This is a genomic window from uncultured Clostridium sp. (genome assembly GCF_963527835.1).
Lineage (GTDB): Bacteria > Bacillota > Clostridia > Clostridiales > Clostridiaceae > Clostridium.
Genome location: NZ_CAURTC010000016.1, coordinates 20,358 through 38,723 on the forward strand (window position 1 = coordinate 20,358; position 18,366 = coordinate 38,723).

Annotated in this window: 19 protein-coding genes and 3 pseudogenes; 17 read left to right on the plus strand and 5 right to left on the minus strand. The window is 26.3% G+C overall.

Going from position 1 to position 18,366, the window contains the following annotated elements:
- Positions 1–55: 55 nt before the first annotated feature.
- From RYM86_RS09415 to RYM86_RS09430, 4 genes are all read left to right on the plus strand, one after another.
- Positions 56–478 (plus strand): hypothetical protein, encoded by a 423-nt coding sequence (locus RYM86_RS09415; protein ID WP_315079917.1) that lies wholly within the window; start codon positions 56–58, stop codon positions 476–478.
- A 109-nt stretch (positions 479–587) separates the two neighbouring features.
- Entirely contained in the window at positions 588–2,162 is a 1,575-nt protein-coding gene (locus tag RYM86_RS09420; RefSeq protein ID WP_315079919.1) for an alpha-amylase, read from the plus strand.
- A gap of 200 nt (positions 2,163–2,362) precedes the next feature.
- Positions 2,363–2,995 carry a stage II sporulation protein M gene (gene spoIIM / locus RYM86_RS09425; RefSeq protein ID WP_315079920.1) on the plus strand — a complete coding sequence of 211 codons (633 nt, stop codon included), beginning with the start codon at positions 2,363–2,365 and terminating at the stop codon, positions 2,993–2,995.
- Between the two features lie 119 nt (positions 2,996–3,114).
- Positions 3,115–3,993 carry a tyrosine-type recombinase/integrase gene (locus tag RYM86_RS09430; protein ID WP_315079921.1) on the plus strand — a complete coding sequence of 293 codons (879 nt, stop codon included), beginning with the start codon at positions 3,115–3,117 and terminating at the stop codon, positions 3,991–3,993.
- 118 nt (positions 3,994–4,111) lie between these two features.
- Here the strand turns inward: RYM86_RS09430 and RYM86_RS09435 are convergent.
- Positions 4,112–5,248: pseudogene (locus tag RYM86_RS09435) on the minus strand (tyrosine-type recombinase/integrase).
- Positions 5,249–5,460: 212 nt separating this feature from the next.
- Between RYM86_RS09435 and RYM86_RS09440 the strand changes: the two are divergent.
- The 6 genes and pseudogenes from RYM86_RS09440 (at position 5,461) to RYM86_RS09465 (ending at position 8,909) form a co-directional block, all read left to right on the plus strand.
- Positions 5,461–5,796: a hypothetical protein gene (locus RYM86_RS09440; RefSeq protein ID WP_315079922.1), complete on the plus strand. Its 336-nt coding sequence runs from the start codon at positions 5,461–5,463 to the stop codon at positions 5,794–5,796.
- The gene (locus RYM86_RS09445) at positions 5,796–6,167 is read left to right on the plus strand and encodes a hypothetical protein (RefSeq protein WP_315079924.1); all 372 of its coding nucleotides are present in this window, start codon (positions 5,796–5,798) and stop codon (positions 6,165–6,167) included. The genes RYM86_RS09440 and RYM86_RS09445 overlap by 1 nt, the downstream gene beginning before the upstream one ends.
- A 577-nt stretch (positions 6,168–6,744) precedes the next feature.
- Entirely contained in the window at positions 6,745–6,939 is a 195-nt protein-coding gene (locus tag RYM86_RS09450) for an alpha/beta-type small acid-soluble spore protein (RefSeq protein WP_315079925.1), read from the plus strand.
- Positions 6,940–7,190: 251 nt separating this feature from the next.
- On the plus strand, positions 7,191–7,562 hold the full coding sequence (locus RYM86_RS09455; RefSeq protein ID WP_315079928.1) for a phage holin family protein: 372 nt from the start codon (positions 7,191–7,193) through the stop codon (positions 7,560–7,562).
- Between the two features lie 94 nt (positions 7,563–7,656).
- Positions 7,657–8,032: pseudogene (locus tag RYM86_RS09460) on the plus strand (manganese catalase family protein).
- A gap of 493 nt (positions 8,033–8,525) precedes the next feature.
- Entirely contained in the window at positions 8,526–8,909 is a 384-nt protein-coding gene (locus RYM86_RS09465; protein ID WP_315079931.1) for a YmaF family protein, read from the plus strand.
- Positions 8,910–8,938: 29 nt separating this feature from the next.
- Here the strand turns inward: RYM86_RS09465 and RYM86_RS18505 are convergent.
- Positions 8,939–9,028: pseudogene (locus RYM86_RS18505) on the minus strand (IS3 family transposase); the annotation flags it as partial.
- A 323-nt stretch (positions 9,029–9,351) separates the two neighbouring features.
- Here RYM86_RS18505 and RYM86_RS09470 point away from each other — a divergent pair.
- The 3 genes from RYM86_RS09470 (at position 9,352) to scpB (ending at position 12,116) form a co-directional block, all read left to right on the plus strand.
- Entirely contained in the window at positions 9,352–10,542 is a 1,191-nt protein-coding gene (locus RYM86_RS09470) for a D-alanyl-D-alanine carboxypeptidase family protein (protein ID WP_315079932.1), read from the plus strand.
- 241 nt (positions 10,543–10,783) lie between these two features.
- Positions 10,784–11,539: a segregation/condensation protein A gene (locus RYM86_RS09475; RefSeq protein ID WP_315079933.1), complete on the plus strand. Its 756-nt coding sequence runs from the start codon at positions 10,784–10,786 to the stop codon at positions 11,537–11,539.
- Positions 11,526–12,116, plus strand: a complete 591-nt coding sequence (gene scpB / locus RYM86_RS09480; protein WP_399547555.1) for an SMC-Scp complex subunit ScpB — start codon at positions 11,526–11,528, stop codon at positions 12,114–12,116. Before RYM86_RS09475 ends, scpB begins: the two co-directional genes overlap by 14 nt.
- Positions 12,117–12,312: 196 nt before the next feature.
- Here the strand turns inward: scpB and ytfJ are convergent, their stop codons facing one another.
- Together ytfJ and RYM86_RS09490 are read right to left on the minus strand one after the other, a co-directional pair.
- On the minus strand, positions 12,313–12,795 hold the full coding sequence (ytfJ, locus tag RYM86_RS09485) for a GerW family sporulation protein (protein WP_315079936.1): 483 nt from the start codon (positions 12,793–12,795) through the stop codon (positions 12,313–12,315).
- Complete coding sequence (locus RYM86_RS09490; RefSeq protein ID WP_315079937.1) at positions 12,785–13,351, minus strand: DUF2953 domain-containing protein; 567 nt, start codon at positions 13,349–13,351, stop codon at positions 12,785–12,787. Before RYM86_RS09490 ends, ytfJ begins: the two co-directional genes overlap by 11 nt.
- Positions 13,352–13,514: 163 nt before the next feature.
- Between RYM86_RS09490 and RYM86_RS09495 the strand changes: the two genes are divergently transcribed.
- Entirely contained in the window at positions 13,515–14,384 is an 870-nt protein-coding gene (locus RYM86_RS09495) for a D-alanyl-D-alanine carboxypeptidase family protein (RefSeq protein ID WP_315079938.1), read from the plus strand.
- 110 nt (positions 14,385–14,494) lie between these two features.
- Here the strand turns inward: RYM86_RS09495 and yaaA are convergent, their stop codons facing one another.
- Positions 14,495–15,268, minus strand: coding sequence for a peroxide stress protein YaaA (gene yaaA / locus RYM86_RS09500; protein WP_315079940.1), 774 nt, complete (start codon positions 15,266–15,268; stop codon positions 14,495–14,497).
- Between the two features lie 344 nt (positions 15,269–15,612).
- Here yaaA and RYM86_RS09505 point away from each other — a divergent pair, with 344 nt between their 5' ends.
- The 3 genes from RYM86_RS09505 to RYM86_RS09515 all read left to right on the plus strand — a co-directional run bounded on the left by RYM86_RS09505 (position 15,613) and on the right by RYM86_RS09515 (position 18,326).
- Positions 15,613–16,602, plus strand: coding sequence for a sulfide/dihydroorotate dehydrogenase-like FAD/NAD-binding protein (locus RYM86_RS09505; RefSeq protein WP_315079943.1), 990 nt, complete (start codon positions 15,613–15,615; stop codon positions 16,600–16,602).
- Entirely contained in the window at positions 16,599–17,876 is a 1,278-nt protein-coding gene (locus RYM86_RS09510; protein ID WP_315079945.1) for an FAD-dependent oxidoreductase, read from the plus strand. The genes RYM86_RS09505 and RYM86_RS09510 overlap by 4 nt, the downstream gene beginning before the upstream one ends.
- 294 nt (positions 17,877–18,170) lie before the next feature.
- Positions 18,171–18,326, plus strand: coding sequence for a zinc-ribbon domain-containing protein (locus RYM86_RS09515; protein WP_003372027.1), 156 nt, complete (start codon positions 18,171–18,173; stop codon positions 18,324–18,326).
- The last annotated feature ends 40 nt before the right edge of the window (positions 18,327–18,366 follow it).

An 18,366-nucleotide genomic window follows, 5' to 3' on the forward strand; every position in this document is an offset into this window, starting at 1 on the left:
TGAAATTGTTTACACTTTATGGGCAAGAGTAATGTAAAAGAGAGGGGATTAAATTATGAATTCAAAAAAATATGGTCAAGATGTGCTTATTGAAAAAATAAATGAATTAAAAAATAAAGAAAATTTCACTTTAGATGATGGAATTAAATTTATAAAAACTTTATATGATATGAAAGATGAATGTGAATTACTTTCTATAAGAGATACAATAGATATTGTTATTCTTAAAATAGCAGAAAAAATATCTTTTAGTAAAATTGCAGTAAATATATTTAAATATAAAAAATTTAGAAATAAATTGTCTGTAGATCAAAACAAAATAATTTGGTATGAAGGTGTTGAACGTGTAGGTTCAGCAGATGGAATAAAGCAAGTTATTTATAGAGAAGTAGATAATATGGAAGAGATTCTAATAGAAAAATTTAATGGACGATTAATAAGAATTAATGAGAAAGCTTTTATTTTAGGGTGGGAATAAATTAAAACTTATATGACTTAAGATAGGAATTAATCCTATCTTAATATTTAAAAATTAACTGGTAACGTTACCGGAAGCATAATTTCAGTGGATTAAGGAGAGGTTAATAATGACAATAAAAATTATTTTAATAATAATCGTATTTGCAATAATAGGAGGAGCAATGTATTTAAATTTAGAACAAGACAAAGCTAAAGATGTAGAAAAAAATGAAGATAAAGCTTACATAGAAGATACAAAAGTGACAAATAAAACCATGATGCAATATTTTGAATGGTATTATCCTAATGATGGCTCTCTTTGGAATAAAGTAAAAGAAAATTCTAAAGAATTAAGTGAAAAAGGGATTACCGCATTATGGCTTCCACCTGCTTATAAAGGGGTAGGTGGTATTAATGATGTTGGATATGGAGCGTATGATTTATATGATTTAGGGGAATTTGATCAAAAAGGAACCATAAAAACTAAATATGGTACTAAAGAGCAATATTTGGATGCAATAAATGAAGCACATAATAATAGAATAAAAGTTTATGCAGATGTTGTATTGAATCATAAAGCAGGTGCAGATGAAAGTGAATGTGTAAAAGCTCAACTAGTAGATAGCAATAACAGAAATAATATTATAGGAGAAGAAAAAGAAATAAGGTCATTTACTGTATTTAATTTTTCAGGAAGAAATGACAAGTACTCTTCTTATAAATGGAGTGCAAAAGATTTTGATGGGGTAGACTTTGATGATTTAACGAAACAAAATGGAATATTTAAATTTGTGGGTAAAGAATGGGAACAAGATGTAGATAATGAAAATGGAAATTTTGATTTTTTAATGTGTGCGGATTTAGATATAGATAGTAGAGATGTTGTAGAAGAGCTTAAAACATGGGGAAATTGGTATATAAATGAATGTAAGATAGATGGTTTTAGATTAGATGCAATAAAACATATAAAATTCGATTTTTTTACAGAATGGCTAAATGATATTAGAAGTAAAAAATGTGATAATGTATTTGCAGTTGGTGAATATTGGTCTGGAGATATAAATAAATTAAAATATTATATTGGTAAATCACAAAATGTTATGTCGTTGTTTGATGTGCCACTTCATTATAAATTTTATGAAGCGAGTAATTTAGAAGAAAACTTTGATATGAGAACATTAACTCAAAATACTTTATTAGAACATGATGAAAAAATCTCAGTGACTTTTATTGACAATCATGATACTGAACCAGGTCAGGATCTTGAATCTTGGGTAAAACCATGGTTTAAATTAATAGCATACACATTTATATTAACAAGGCAAGAAGGATATCCATGTGTATTTTATGGTGATTATTATGGAATTCCTGAAAAGGGATTTGATGGTTTTAAGAATGAGTTGGATGTGATTTTAAATGTAAGAAAAGAATATGCTTATGGTGATCAATGTAATTATTTTGATGATAAAAATATAATTGGGTGGACTAGACAAGGTGATTTAGTGCATGAGAATTCAGGTGTTGCAGTATTAATAAGTAATGGTAATGAAGGTAGTAAAAATATGTTTATGGGTACTAAAAATATAAATACTGCTTTTATAGATATAACAGGAAATATAAAAGAAGAAATACTAATAGACAATGAAGGTAATGGGAATTTTAAAGTAAATAATAAATCATATTCAATATGGATTAGAAAATAATAAAAATTTTTTAGATGACTTAATACGAGTCATCTATTTTTTATGTAATTAAAAAGTTTATAAAGTAAGTGTCCATCACATTTTCAAAGGTTTTATAAAAGAAATTCTAGTATTTTAATTAACATATATTTTGTTAAGTACTATGAATAATATGGAAATGTTAAACATAGTATAAAATAGAGTAACTCAAGGAGGAATAAGTGGTGAATTATATGGTGAATAAGCTTGGTCAAACCTTTAAAGATAAAAAAGTATATTTTTTCATGGTATTAATAATGTTTTGCATCGGAATATCTTTTGGACTTTATGTAGTAAAGTACATGAGCGAATCTAACAGAAATGATTTGTTAAGCTATTTTTCAAGTTTTACATCTTCGATAGGGGACACGCCTATTAATTATGAAAATTTGTTAATTAATGTTATAAAAAAGAATATGTTGCTAATTATACCTATAGTCATGTTTGGTTTTACTTTTTTTGGAATGCCGTTCATATTAGTTTTAGATATGTTTAAAGGGTTTACGTTAGGATATACGTTTTCGTTTATACTAACAACTTTTCAGGGCAAAGGTATTGGACTAGCATTAGTATCTGTAATTCCTCAAAATTTAATTTATATTCCTTGTTTTATAGCATTAAGTGTTATAGCATTAGCTATGTCAACTCAAAAATTTAAAAGTAAGTTTTTTAAAAGAGCAAATTTTAATGATCCATTTTTTAATTCATTAGGAAATAAATTGATTGTAATCTTAGGATTCTTTGTATTTGCAGCTATTATAGAAACTTATGTGTCACCTAATTTTATAAAATTTGTGGTTACTAAATTTTATTAGTTTTATAATTAAAAAACATATATAGAAAATTATAAACTTAAGATATAAATCTTAATTAAAGAGGAAAAATGATAATTTTGTCGAATATTAATTCATAATCAATGGTATAGGAGAGAGTAATGGTAGATAGTATAAATAACTATAAAGAATATTTATTTGATAGTGGAAAAAGTGAAAATACTATATATGCTTATGTAACAGATGTGACATTATATCTTAAGTTTTTGGATAAGAAAGGTATAGATGTATATAAGAGTGATAAATTAACAGTGATGGCATATATTCAATATTTATTAGAGTCAGGAAAATCGGAAAGATCTATAAATAGAATAGTTATAAGTCTTAGGAGTTTTTACTCTTATTTAAAAAGTCAGTCATTAATAAATGAGGTACCAAAGATAGAGTATAAAAGCTCTAAAAATAATAGAAAGTTACCACAAATCTTAACAGTAGATGAAGTAGATAAAATAATTAGAACAGTAGAAAAAGATTGTCCAAAAGGAATTAGAGACAACGCATTGCTAGAGCTTATGTATGCTACTGGAATGAAGGTATCTGAACTAATATCTTTGAATGTAGATGATATTAACTTGGAATTACATTTTGTAAGATGCACTGATAGTAGAAATTTTGAAAGATTAATACCTATAGGTAGAAGTGCGTGTAAAGCGTTAAATGAATACCTTAGCATAAGATATAAAATAGCTGAATGTGGAGTGCCTAACTTATTTGTTAATTTAAATGGAAATAAATTAACAAGACAAGGGATTTGGAGAATAGTAAAAGAATATTCTAAAAAAGCACACATAGATAAAGATGTAAATTTAAATACATTTAGACATTCATTTGCAGTACATTTACTTCAAAATGGTGCAAATGTAAGAGCTGTACAAAAGTTACTTGGAAATCAAGTATTAACATATATGGATACTTATTATGAAATCATTAATAATGATAAAATTAATTTTATATATATGAATACACATCCAAGAGCTTGATTTCACGCGGGATTAGGCATTATATAAAAAATAGAAAAATGGGGGATTTAGGCTATTTGCCACCCATTTGCCACCGGAAGAATCAACTCGGTGGCAAAATTAACAATAAAAAATCACCTTATTTAGGTGATTTTTTATTGTTAATTATATTCTCTAAAATATTTACAGTATCATTTTTCATTTTGTTTGTAACATGAAAATATATATTCATAGTTGTAGGTAAACTTGAATGACCTAATCTATCTTGAATATCTTTAATATTAGCTCCACCTTCTAGAAGCATTGTTGCATGAGTGTGTCTTAAGGAATGAAAATTAAATTCTATTTGTAATTCCATGTTAACAATTCTAGAAAGGTATCTTAAAGACGTCATGGTTACAAAAGAGCCATTTTCTTTTGTGCATACGAAATTATTATCATCATAATAATTTCCATATTCTTTTTTATTTTGTTCTTGCCATTTTTTATGTGCTTTAAGAATATTAATTAATGTATCTCCAATACTTATTGCCCTAATAGATTTTTTAGTTTTAGGAGTACTAAATTCATAGCCTTGTTTAGTTTTAAATACTAATATCTTTTCAACTTTTATAGTTTTCTTTTCAAAATCTACACAATCCTAAGTTAGTCCACATATTTCACCAGCACGCATACCAGTATTGAAAGCTATTTGTGAAGGAATATAAAAGCTAGTCTCACAAGGAAATTGTTCAATTATTTTATTAAAATTTTCTACAGATATAACAATATTCTTTTTAGAAATATTATCAAATCTAGGAATAATTAAATGTTAAGCAGGGTTAACTTTTATTAAAGCATAAGGAAAAACTGCCATTTTTAATGAATGTGAGATAATACTTTTTAATCTAGATAAAGTATTTTTAGAATAACCTTTTGCATATTGTTTATTTAAAAATTCCTATAATCCAGCATAATTCAATTGCTTTAATTTATATATGCCTAAATTAGGTTTTAAATTTATATTTACAAAAGTTTTATAAGTTTGTTGAGTATTATATTTACAATTTTTCATAACATATTCATCAAACCAATAATCTAAAAAATCAGAAAAAGACATATTTATTTCATTAACATAAGAACCAGTATTATTAAATTCATTTAAAACCATTCTTAATGCTTGTTGAGCTTCTTTTTTTGTAGCTCCACCTTTACGTTCAATTCTTTTTCCATTTACTCTTCTAGATTCAAAGTAATAATACCACGAACTACCACGCTTTCGCATTCCACCTTCCATTAATTTCATCTCCTTTGTATTCTATATTGATTGTAGTGTTATTAAATAAGTAAGTTAATTGAGTTATACTCAATATATTTAATAAAATAATTTTAAAGTACTAAATAACACAAGAACTATAGAGGATTTCTCTTTGTTTGAAATTAAAAACGTACTTTCTGAAAGCACTAATATTATTATTGTGCATAATATAAGCGAAAGGTGTGTGAGTAATGAAGAGATTCACTGTTTTATTCTTAATTTTTTTATGTGTAACCTTTAATGTAATCGGATTAAAACCTGCATTTGCAATTGGTAATACCTTTACCCAAGGTATTTATCAATTATCCGATTTTAATCCTTCAAAAAATAATACTTATTTTTTTTCAAACATTTCCTCAACGAATACAATTTATTTTATTGTTTTAGATGAAAATCAAGTTATACTTCATGCTATACGACTAACACCTGATTCAGAAGAACACATTACGGTACCTATACTTCCTAATTACAGAGTTGTAATACTTGGTAAAGGAGAAGTATATATTACCCCGGAGGAATCTAAATAGTGACTTTAGTTAACATTTTAACTGAAAGGAGATGTATGATGAAAAAATTTATTGCTTTATTCTCAATTTTTTTATGTTTATCCTTTAATATAATTGAATTAAAACCTACATTTGCAGTTGCTACTACTTTTAAGGAAGGTATTTATACTCTCGCTGATTTTAATGGTTCACCAGATAATGCCTATACTATTAAAAATGTTTCAAAAACCAATGGTGTCAGCGTGTTCATTTATAATAAAGATTATGCGAATATGCAAATTATAAAATTAGAACCTGATTCAAAAAAAATTGATACAATACCTATGCAGACCGACTACATGCTTATAGTAGTTGGTTACGGTGAAATAACTATCACTCCAAAATCACCTTAAATAGTTACTTTGTTTAATTTATAATCAAAACGTATCACAACATTTAAAAGAAAGAAAAGGTCAGTAGTATTAACTTCGGATTTTTCTTTAAATGTGCATTAGTAAAAATAAATAGCAAATTAAAATATCGCATTATTAAGAAGAAATGGATTTGCGATATTTTTTTGTTCGCAATTCTACAAATATGATAAGAAAATGATAAGAAATTTAGAAAAATAATTAAAATAAACCTTTATAATAATAAGTAAGAGGTATCCAGTAAAATGTGCCCCATTATGTTTTATAAGATACCTTAGGTTATTAACCATATAACCTCTCATAAATTCTCAAATACCCTTTTATACAATAAAGATACTCTGTATAACTGAAATCTTAAGTTTATATTTGAGACATTAGTAGGTTATAGGGGGTATTTTTATTATCATTACAATTATAATTTGAAAAATACCTAAAATTATGTAATGAAAGTTTTAAATGCTGATTTTGTTAATATTTTTATAGATTATTATTTACTAGCTTGGTTAATATATTAATGCCGGCAAATTATTAATATAAAACTTTAAGGAGGTAATTTAACATGGCTTCAAATAACAGAACTTTAGTACCAGAAGCAAAAGCAGGTTTAAACAGATTAAAAACTGAGGTTGCATCAGGATTTGGATTACAAGATTATGAAAATGGATATAAAGGTGACCTTTCTTCAAAACAAAATGGAAGTGTTGGTGGAGAAATGGTTAAAAGAATGGTAGAAAGCTACGAAAAAGGACTTTAGAAATAATTAAATGTAAATGCACTAAGTTAATTCTTAGTGCATTTATATTAAACTAAATAACGCATAATAATATAAAATATATATTATTTAAGATGAATTTGCCATAATTTTATTTTATACAGTATTTATATATTATGCAAAATATCCTATAGTATTTATTGAAGTTTTTATAAATTGTTATATTTTTAAACTAGATGGAAATATATAAATATATATTAAATAAAGCTATTTCTATTAAGGGAGGAATATTAATGGAATATAAAGAACATGAAGAAAAGTCTTTAAATGGTAGTGGCTTTTTGGGTTGGATAGGAAGATTAATAGCGGTTGCAATTATTCTAGGGATAACATCATTTTTTACACCAGGGTTTACTATTAATGGATTATGGTCATTTTTGATAGCTGCGGTTGTAATAACTGTACTAGATTATTTAGTGGAATTATTTATGGGGGTTGATGCATCACCTATTGGAAAAGGCGCAAAAGGTTTTTTTATTGCAGCTGTAATAATATATTTAGCACAATTTTTTGTTCCTAATATGAATGTATCTATAATAGGAGCATTGTTAGCAGCTATAGTCATCGGAATTCTAGATGCAGTATTACCTGGAAGAATAATGTAAAAATAGAGTTACGTTTTAATTGAAAATTAAATGAATATTATTAATTAAAAGATAAATAATAAAATTAAAATTAATAATATTAGAAGGTAACAAAATGTTCGAACACAAAAAACAATTGCTGCATGAAGTTAAAGTTCAAAGACCTAATCCACAATATGCAGTATTAATGCAAGAACAATTAGGTGGAGGTAATGATGAACTTAAAACACAATGCAGTATATCTCTCAAAGTTTTAGAATAAAAAGATTCTGAAATAAAAGATTTACTTTTAGATATTGGGGCTGAAGAACTTAGCCATATGAAAATGGTAGTTCGCACAATGCATTATTTAGAGAAGCTTTAAATAAAGTACAAAAAACAGAATCTAATAAAGATTTTGGAGTGACATAGGATTCTAAACTTTACTTTAATTTATCAAATCCTGGACCATCTAATCTACACCACCTTCATTCGAAAACCCTAGACAATAAAGTTTAATATAAATATGTATATAATTAGAACTCTAGAAATAGGGTTCTTTTTTATTCAATTAAACACAAAGAGGTGAGAAAGATGAAAGTAAAATGCTACACAAGATGGAAAGGTATAATTTAATATGTTTATGTAAAGTAAGAAATGAAGCATGTGATAGATATAAAAGCTGTGAAGAAGAAAGAGTAACATAGATATAGTATTTAGTGATATAAAAGATTTAAGCAGATTATTAAACAAATATATGATAAAAACAAAGGCAGATATAGCTTACTAAAGATTCATTATTTAATGAAATATAGGACATATATCAGTATATCATGAAAATTCTAATTGGATTAAAATTAATATCATTACACTAATTGGTATTTTTGCTTAAATTAGTATAATATTAGCATAAAAAGCGAATAATACAACATTTTTATTTAATGCACATAAATATATAAAAGAACATAGTATATAGTATCTTAAATAACAAAGGAGAAATGCTAAATGGGATATTATGATAATTGTAATAATTCTCAAGAAAATAATAGGTACGAAGTAAAAAATCATGATCATGAATTTGAATCAAGTACAGATTATGCAAGAGATGATGAAGGTGTAGTACACAATCATCGTATTGCTGGTATAACTGGACCTGCAATTAAGCGCGGTAAATCTCACGTTCACAAAATAGAAGTATTTACAGATACATTCGGTGATCATTTTCACAGAATTTGTAATACTACTGGTCCAGCTATTTATCTTCCAAATGGAAAACACATTCATTTAGTAAAAGGTGAAACAACCATCAGTGATGGACATGATCATGAATTTAATTTTGTGACTCTAATTGAAGATCCAACTGAAGTACCTGAAAAGGAAATGTGTTAAATTTTAAATAAAATGTAATCTTAACTGCCTCATGTCAAGTAGACAGATAAAAAAATATATAGTAAGGTCTGATTTCGATATTCTATCGGAGTTAGACCTTTTAAATTTTTCTGTAATCTTTTTTATTATAAAATTCTATGTAATCATCAACTGCTTTTGTCAATTTATAGAAATGTATTTATATTCTTGGTGTATTCTAGTATTTATCGCTTCCTTCCTACTTCATTCTAATTCAATAAAGTGATTGCTATAATATTTACGATATATAACTTTAAAACTCATGCTAAATTATAAAAGTAGTATGAATTTTTTATTGAGTTTGTTTATAGTAAAGATAAATAAAAATAAACTGAAAATCTTGTCATATAATAAGGAATTTTATAGTTTCATAATAATATTATTTATAATTTTGGTAACACTAATTTTGAAGGGAGGAAGATTGATGAAAAATAATATAAAAAGAATAATATCTTTTACATTGATTTTTGTTTTAACTATTATATTAATACCAATAGGAGCTGTAAATGCATCTATGTTAGAGGATGAAGTTAAAGCTGAGGGGATGAATGTAGAAGCAAAATCAGCATTGTTAATTGAACCAACAACAGGAAAAGTTGTGTATGAAAAAAATCCAGATGAAAAGTTTGCACCGGCATCTGTAACTAAAATTATGACAATGCTTCTTACAATGGAAGCAATAGATAATGGTAAAATTAAATTAGATGATAAAGTAACTTGTAGTGAAAATGCAAAAAAAATGGGTGGAAGTACAATGTTACTAGATACAGGTGAAATAAGAAGTGTTGAGGAATTATTAAAAGGTGTAGCTATAGCCTCTGGAAACGATGCAGCAGTTGCTTTGGCTGAATATTTAGGTGGAACAGAATCAGACTTCGTTGTATTAATGAATAAAAGAGCTCAGGAACTGGGAATGAAAAATACAGTATTCAAAAACTGTAATGGACTTCCAGCAGATGGACATTTATCAACAGCACGTGATATTTCTTTAATGTCTATTGAGTTATTAAAACATCCAACTATATTAAAATACACAGGAACTTATATGGATTCTATTTCAGAAGGAAGAAAGTCACCAATTGAACTAGTAAATCATAATAAATTAGTTAGATTTTTTGAAGGTTGTGATGGATTAAAAACAGGCTTTACAAACGAAGCAAAATATTGTATTTCTGCAACAGCAACTAGAAATGAGGTAAGAATGCTTACTGTAATTATGGGAGCACCAACTTATAAAATAAGAAATAGAGATGCAGGAATATTGTTAAATCATGGATTTTCAAAATATGAAGGCAAAAAAATAGTATCTAAAGATGAAGATGTAGAAAAAGTACTTATGGATAAGCAAACAGATAGATTCTTTATGGCAAAAGCAAAAGATGATTTAACAGCAATATTACCTAAAGGAAGCAATGGCGAAATTTCTAAGAAAATAGTTATTGAAGAATTAAAACCCGAATATAAAATGGGTGATATAGTAGGAAAATGTGAAATTTATTTAGGCGAAGAAAAAGTAGGTGAAGTAGATATATACTCTGATAGAGATATAAAGAAAGGTAATTTATTTGATAATATAAAATATAATATAAAAAACTTATTTGAAAAAGGTGTATAGAAGGAAATTTTAAGAGATAGATTTAGCTTAGTGTTTATAATATATTGAATTTTAAGGGAAGTTATTTTTAACTTCCCTTAATTTATATTTTTTTATTACTCATATGGTTTAATTTACTATTTATTTATAGAATCAATATATTTTTATAAAGGCAATAAGCTTGTTTAAAATATATTTAATTGATATTATTTAAAGAAGATAGTAAAATACTAATATCCATGCTAAAAAGGTGAGTGAATATATGGATTTTCCAAGTATTAAGGTAAAAGATTTTGAAGGCCCATTTGATTTATTGCTTCATTTAATTAAGAAGAACCAAATGGATATCTATAATGTAGAAATATCAAAAATAACAAATCAATATTTAAAGTATATTGACGATATGAAGTTTATGGATTTAGAAATAACATCTGAATTTATAGTGGTTGCAGCTACATTAATAGAAATAAAATCTAAACATTTATTGCCTAAAATTAAGAAAGATGAAGATGAGGATGAAGAAGATCAAGAAAAAGATCTTATTGAAAAACTTATTTTGTATAAGAAAATAAAGAAGGCAGCTGAATTCTTTAAAGATAGATACGTTAATTCAGGTGAATTATATACTAAAAAGCCAGAAATAATAGAAGAAAGCGATTTGCCAAATAATAATGAAGATATATTTAAAAACTTGACGCTTTTAGAATTATATAATATGTATAACAATCTTTTGGAAATATACAACAATAAACAAAATAAAGCTAATGTAATTCAAAAAAGAATATATGTTGATAAATATAAAATTGAGGACAAGCTTGAATATATTTTAGGACTTATAGAAAATAATAAAGTTAGTAAATTTTCAGAAATTATTAATAAATGTGAATGTAAATTAGAATGTATTGTTAGCTTTTTAGCTTTACTTGAAATGGTAAAGTTAAGAAAGGTACGAGTATACCAAAGTGATAGTTTTGATAATATATTAATTGAAAGGAGACAAGATGATGGAGAAGAGTGATAAACTACAAATTCAGTTCTTAGAAGAATTTCAAAAAAAATCTTTAAAATCAGGAATTGAAGCGTTACTGTTTGCAAGTGGAGAGCCATTAACAGCAAAAGACTTGTCAATTTATCTTGAAGAAGAACTTAAAATTATTGAAAATACTATACAAGAAATGATGGAAGCGTATGACATTCAAGAACGAGGAATAAAACTTATTTCTATTAAGGGGTCATATCAATTAGTTACAAAATCAGAAAATAGCACGTATATACAAAAATTATTAAAAAAAAGCAAGAGACAATCATTATCACAAGCTTCATTAGAAAGTTTATCAATAATAGCATATCAGCAACCTATAACTAGAATAGACATTGATGAAATAAGAGGTGTAAAATCTGAAAGTGCTCTTCAAAGATTGTTAGAAAGAGACCTTATTAAAGAAGTAGGAAGATTAGAAGTACCAGGAAGACCAATACTATATGGAACAACTGAAGAATTTTTAAGACAGTTTGGAATTAAAGATTTAAATCAACTCCCATCATTAGATTTCTTTGAAGAAGATAAATCTTATGATTTAGAAACAGAATTTTAGTAGTACATAATTTATTTAAACTTAAATTAATATTATAATTAAAGATTTAAAACAAAAATTTAAAATTGAAGAAACAATAATTGATTAAATTTTTTGTATAAAATAAAATTTATCATTAAAAATGGGTGTATTAAAGTTTTATTAATACACCCATTTAAATTAATGTGTATGAAATTAAAAAAATTAGGAGTTATTTTTAATCGTCTGTAGTATCACTAGAAGATGTATTTAAGTTTTCAGTGATATCAAGATCGATATTAGTATTATTACCATGTTTAACATTTTTATTCTTAGTTTTCATTTCTTTTATTAAATCTTTTGCCATGTCTATTACCTGAGGTACTGAATCAACAATTCTATCATAGGTAGAATCTTGATCCACAGGAATCATCCTTATACCATCTTCTTTAACTATTAAAAATGCAACTGGTTTAACAGAAACACCAGCACCTGATCCACCACCGAAAGGAAAATCCGATTCATTATTAGAACTTCTATCTAATGTAGAGTATTCAGCTCCTCCGGAGGCAAAACCAAAACTTAATTTTGAAACAGGAATGATATAAGTACCATCACGTGTTTCAACGGCATCACCTATTACTGTATTTACATCAATCATATCTCTAAGATTTTCCATTGTACTTTTCATCAATTTTTCAACGGGTTGTTCATTTGTCATAATTATTCCCTATATAGGGGTCCACCTCCTCAGAATAAAGTATTGATTTAAATATAAGAATCAATATATATATAACTTTTACAATAGAAATGAATATTATACTTGAAATTTCAAATTTTACTAAAAATTTATCCTTAAATATAGGATTTATATTAAATTTAAACTTATTTATTTTATATAGTATACTTAAAGCAAAGTAAAATATAGGATTAATCTGAGATAATATTCCATAAAATATTGCGGTATGTGCAGCATCGTTAAGACTATAATCCAAATCACCTTTTAAATTAATTTTGGGTTTAAATTTTGAGTTATATAATTTTTCTATTAAATATTTTTTATGTATCATATCAAAAATATTTAAAAAGTCTTTCTTTTTTTCGTGTGATTTAGATTTTATATTTGAGTTTTGCTTTTTATTTTTAATCTTTTCTTTTGATATTATAGTAAATTTATATAACTTTATATAATAATTATCAAATGAATAGTAAATACTAATTTTTAATGGAATAGGTGCAAGGATAATTATCGTTAATATAAGTAAAAACAATTTCATAAATATATCTCCAATTTCTAAATGTATTATAATTATTGACATATTATCCAAAAATAAAACTGATTTTTTTTGAAGTATAGGTTTAAAATTAAAATTTCAAGGAAAAATAGAAGTAAGTAGTAATCAAGTAATTAAGTAAGTAGTAATTAAGAAGGTGAGTATTATGAGAAAAACTATTAAAAATAATATAGTAATAACAATGTTACTGAGCATTATGTTTTTTCAAATTTTCTCAAAAGCTGCTTTAGCAGATAGCAAATTAAAAGATAATTTTAGAGTAAATGCAAGATGTGCTATAGCACTAGACAGAGAATCTAAAGAAGTACTTTTTGAACAAAACGCATATGAAATAGTACCTATGGCAAGTACAACAAAGATACTTACAGCAATAGTTGCCATTGAGCAAGGTGATTTAGATAAAAAAGTAGTTATAAGTAAAAAGGCTGCTTCGATAAGGGGATCAAAAGTTGGGTATAAAGCAGGAGAAGAAATAAGATTGAAAGAACTTGCTTTTGGTCTAATGTTTAAATCAGGAAATGATGCAGCAATAGCTATAGCTGAATCATTAGGAGGCTCTGTTGAAGGATTTGCACAAATAATGAATCATTATGCAACTGGTATTGGAATAATAGATTCGCATTTTGAATCTCCTCATGGATTAGATAGTAATTCACATTATTCTTCAGCATATGATTTAGCTATTTTAACTGCCAAAGGTATGGAATATGATTTATTTAGAGAAATAGTTGGTTCAAAACAAATTAGTAAAGAAAAATATAATTTTACAAGAGACTATAACAATATAAACAAGATACTTTGGCTTATTCCAGAAGCAAATGGTGTGAAAACAGGTTATACTGGTGGAGCAGGAAAATGTTTAGTTTCATCTGTAAATCATCAAGGTAAAGATATAATTATAGTTGTGTTGAATTGTCCTGATAGATGGGCGCAAACACAAAAAATATATAATCATATATTAGAGACAGTTGCGTTTGAAAATCATAATATTAAGGAGCTAGTTTATAAAAAGTAAATATTAAATACGCAAATAGTCTGTTTAATTTAAGAGAAGTTTTTCTTAATTAAACAGACTATTATTATTTATTAAAGAAATATAAAATAAATAGTTAACAACAGAAATAGCTAATTTTCTAAAGTGAACACTAAATCATTATTATTTGAAAGCTCTTCATTATAGAAGTATCCTTCTAAATCAAATTTCTTTAAATCCTCTATATTATTAATTTTATTTTTCATTATAAATGAAGTCATAAGACCGCGAGCTTTTTTAGCTTTCATAGTTACTATTTTATATTCACCATGTCTATATTCCTTAAATATAGGAGTTACAATATTTATTGATGTATCTAGTCTATCTATTCCTTCTATAGATTTAAAATATTCATAAGACGCTAAATTTACTAATATATTATCACCAGTAGATTTTATACCTTCTATTATTTTATACTTTAATTTGTCTCCCCAATAATCATATAAATTTTTATAATTATCAAAAGAAAGTTTTGTTCCCATTTCTAATCTATAAGGATTTACCCCATCAAATGGGTTTAAGACACCATATAATCCGGACAAGATTCTTAAATGATCGTTTGTATAAAATAAATCTTCTATGTTAAAGCTTCCAACATCGATACCCTTAAATACCTCTCCTTTAAAAGCTATTAAGCATTGTCTTGAATTATCAAAAGATTCATTCCAAATATCAAATCTATTTTTATTTAATAATGATAATTTATCACTTGTTTTCATTAGCTTACCTAATGAATAAGAATCATATTTTTTTAATTCTTCTACTAGGAGTCTAGCTTCTTTTAAAAATTTTGGACTTGTCATTGGTAAAGTTTCATTTATCTTATTAAAATCCAGCGTTTTAGCTGGAGAAATAACTACTAGCATAATTTTTATCTCTCCTTATATTATCTAGTGTACAAGGTATTATAAGCCACATTTTTTAGGGTGTTTTATTTAAAGTACAAATAAATAGTGACTTTTAAATAAAATATATTTTTAATTATAAATGTTTTAATATTAACTATCAACTAACAACAATTTTCTTCATTGTACAATTAATCTTTTAATAACTTTAAACAAAGCAATATACCTATTCTTTATATTTTAAAAACTAAAAAATAAAATTTATCATAAATGTACTATAAAAATTTTGTCACAATTTATTTGTGTCAAATTAAAGTTAAAATTATAAATTATTAAGAGGAGTAATTTTAGCTAAAGGAGAGACGATGATAAAAGAACCAAGAGATTGCATAGATGCTGGTACTGAATATTGCCCTTGCAAGTTAGCAGAAACTGGTGAATGTTTAATATGTTCTCAGCTACAAGGGGAATGTTTTTGTGATTGTTTAAATTGGAAGGGAGTTTGTATATATCAAGAATTATTTAATAATGGTAATAAGGCAAAAGAGGGACGAAAAAGTTACAGCTGTCTAATTAAAGATATAACCAATTTTAATGATGAAGTTGTAATGATTAAATTTGAAGCGCCACATAAATTAGCATTAGATTTAGTTAAACCAGGAAGTTATATATTTGTAAGTCAAAATGAAAATAAATATTTTGATGTACCTATTTCCATTATGGAATCTGATATAGAAACAAACATTATAACAATATTAATAGAAGTTAGAGGAATAAAAACTAAAAGCATTTTAAATTTGAAAGCAGAAGAAAACATAATTATTAGAGGGCCTTATTGGAATGGAGTCTTTGGTATTAAAAATATAAATTCTCAAAAAGGAGGTAAATCATTAGTACTAGCAAGAGGTATAGGTGTAGCTCCAATGATGCCAGTTATAAGAAAATTACTTTCTCAAGATAATGAGGTGAAAGTTGTTATAGATAAAACACCATTTACAGATGATTTTTCTAATGAATTATTATTAAAATATTCTGTAGAGGCAAGTGAGAATGAATTACTTGATAAAGGAAAACTTTCTGATCATTGTAAGGTTATCATAAAAGAAGCCTTAAAAGAGGGCGTTAAATATATTCATATTGCTGGAGCTGATATTTTCACCTACGAGGTTATTGAATATTTAGATAAATTAGATAGAAAAGATGTTTTATTATCTTGTTGTAATAATTTCAAAATGTGTTGTGGTGAAGGAATTTGTGGAGCATGTACAGCGAGATTCTCTGGTCATAGAGTAAGAAGATTTTGTAAGGAACAAGCTGATCCAAGAAATATATTTGAAGGGAGAAGATTTATATGAAGGTTGTTATTATTGGAGGAGGTTGGGCTGGATGCGCAGCAGCAATTAGTAGTAAAAAAGCAGGAGCTGATGTTGTTGTAATAGAGAAAACAGATCTTCTACTCGGCTTAGGTAATGTTGGTGGAATAATGAGAAATAATGGAAGATATACTGCATCTGAAGAACTTATTGCTTTAGGTGGCGGAGATTTAATAAAAATTACAGATAGGGTATCAACTCATAGAAATATAGATTTTCCAGGCCATAAGCACGCTACTTTATATAATGTAAATCTTATAGAAGGAGAAGTAAGAAAATATTTAACTTCATTAGGAATAGAAATATTAATAGAAAGTAGAGTTAACGATGTTAACTTTGATAGAAATAGAATTCATGGTGTTTATTTAAGTGATGGAACTTATATTGAAGGTGATGTATTTATAGAGACAACTGGAACCACAGGACCTATGGGAAATTGTTTGCGTTATGGAAATGGTTGCTCAATGTGCATTTTAAGATGTCCAGCATTTGGACCTAGAATTAGCATTAGTGAAAGATGCGGAGTTTCTGATATTCAAGGAGAAAGAGATGATGATGTGCTTGGTGCATTTTCAGGCTCTTGTAAATTAGCAAAAGAAAGTTTATCTGAAGATATTAAAAATAAATTAGACAAAGATGGTGTTGTAGTATTACAAATTCCTAAAGAAGACGTTAATTATGGAAAGCTTAGCACTAAAGTTTGTCAACAATATGCGTTAAAAGAATTTGCAGAGAATGTAGTTCTTCTTGATACTGGCCATGCAAAACTTATGACAACCTACTATCCACTAGAAAAATTAAGAAAAATTAAAGGATTAGAATATGCTAAATATGTTGATCCATATGCAGGTAGTAAGGGAAATTCAATTAGATATTTATCAGTAGCACCTAGAACTAATGACTTAAAAGTTGTTGGAGTAGATAATTTATTCTGTGCTGGAGAAAAGAGCGGTCTTTTTGTAGGACATACAGAAGCTATATGTACTGGTACTTTAGCAGGACATAATGCTGTAAGACTTATTATGGGTATGCCACTTCTAATATTACCTTCTTCTATTGCAGTTGGTGATATTATAAGCTTTGCAAATGAAAAAGCTAATACAAGAGAAGGTAGAAAGAATAGATATACTTTTGCAGGAGCAGGATATTTTAAGAGAATGCAAGAGTTAGGTTTATATACAACTAATATTGATGAAATAAATGATCGTGTTAAAAAAATTAATTTAGATAATATATTTGAACAAAGATTATGCTAAAGTATAAAATATGTACCAATAAAGGGATTTAATAAAAAATTTTTAAAAGTATATTTACAATAAAGTACTAAAATAATTTATTGCTCAAAAGAAGTTGTCTTATAGTGGTTAAAAAAATTAATAAAGACTGAACTGATGTGTAGAAAAATAAATTTAAAATAAAGCTTGCAATTCAATTAGAAATCTGTTAAGATAAATGTATTATTAAAAAGATTTATTATAGATATGTAGATTTCTCCTTTTAGAGAATTATATAAATCAATATTAGTCTTTAAAATTAAGGAGGAATTTAGCATGGAAGATAAGATATTAGTATGTAAAGATTGTGGAGAAGAATTTGTATTCTCAGTAGGAGAACAAGAATTCTACAAAGAAAAAGGATTCGATAACGAACCTGTAAGATGTGCAGCTTGTAGAAGAGCTAAGAAAGCACAAAATAATAGAAGATAATTTATGATTTAAAAGGTTATAAGATTTTCTTATAACCTTT